Below are 1,332 nucleotides of genomic sequence, written 5' to 3' on the forward strand. Positions count from 1 at the left end.
GAAGAGTTCTCGGCGGGGCCAGGCCGTCCACCGAAACGCACTCCGGCGGTTCGTGGGCAAACGGTTCGCGCAAGCTCCGCGCGGCGAAACCGACCGCAATGTGTCATGAAACGCGCCTAGCGGCCTTGCAGGATACCGCACATAAATTCACGGGACACCAGAACATGCCTACCAGTGGAACCACGCTTTCCCGGCGCGGCCTGATCCAAGCTGGCACCGGCCTCACGGTGGCAGGCGCGGCATTGGGCGCCCGCCCCGTGCTTGCGGGCGGGAAAGACGCCGAGCCTCGCCGCAAGCCGCTGGTCATCGCCCACCGTGGCTGCTCGGCGCTGCGGCCGGAACACACGCTGGCGTCCTGTGCCAAGGCGATCGAACAAGGCGCCGACTTCATAGAGCCCGACCTCGTCTCGACGCGCGACGGCGCCCTCATCGCCCGTCACGAGAACAACATAGCCGAAACCACCGATGTCGCCGCCCGTCCAGAATTTGCAGACCGGAGGGCCACCAAGGTCATCGACGGCGAGACGATCACCGGCTGGTTTACCGAAGATTTCACCCTGGCGGAAATCAAGACCCTGCGCGCGGTCGAGCGGCTTGGCGCCATGCGCCCGGAAAGCAGCAGCTACAACGGGCAGTTCCAGCTGCTCACACTGGAGGAGATCGCCGATTTCGTGGCGGCTGAATCCGCAGCGCGCGGCCGCATCATCGGGCTGATCCCGGAGATCAAGCATTCCACCTACTTCAAGAAAATCGGCCTGCCGCCGGAGCAACCGTTTCTCGATCGAGTCGCGGCCAGCCACTATCTCTCCAGCGCGCCGGTGATCGTCCAAAGCTTCGAAGTCGCCAATCTCAAGTGGCTGCGCCCCCGCATCGCCGCCTATCCCAAGCTGCAACTCCTGCAACTCACCGTGCCGCTGGATGTGCGGCCGCCCGACGTCGCCGCAACCGGCGGCACCCTGACTTACGCACAGATGCACAAGCCCGAGGGGCTGGCTGACGTGAAGGCTTATGCCGACTGGATATCGCCAGCCCTCCAGGGCGTGATCCCCTACGGCGACGCCTCCGGCAAATCCGGTCCACTCGGCCGGCCCTCATCGCTGGTCCGGGACGCCCACACGGCGGGCCTGCTCGTCTCGACCTGGACGGTGCGACCCGAAAACGCCTTCCTCCCAACCGATTTCAGGGGCGCGGGGAACGAAGCGGCGCGCCAGGACAAAGCCTGCGTCGAACTGATTCGGCGCTACATCGCCGCAGGGGTCGATTCCTTCTTCACCGACGATCCCGGGCTCGGCCGGATCGCCGTCGATAGCTCAACCTGAGGGATTCGGCCGG

At 65.8% G+C, this 1,332-nt stretch carries 1 protein-coding gene; it reads left to right on the top strand.

The features are described 5' to 3' along the window. Window positions 1-164 precede the first annotated feature (164 nt). Window positions 165-1,319: a glycerophosphodiester phosphodiesterase family protein gene (locus RT424_RS24125; RefSeq protein WP_313443391.1), complete on the top strand. Its 1,155-nt coding sequence runs from the start codon at window positions 165-167 to the stop codon at window positions 1,317-1,319. The last annotated feature ends 13 nt before the right edge of the window (window positions 1,320-1,332 follow it).

Source organism: Novosphingobium sp., assembly GCF_032093395.1.
Lineage (GTDB): Bacteria > Pseudomonadota > Alphaproteobacteria > Sphingomonadales > Sphingomonadaceae > Novosphingobium.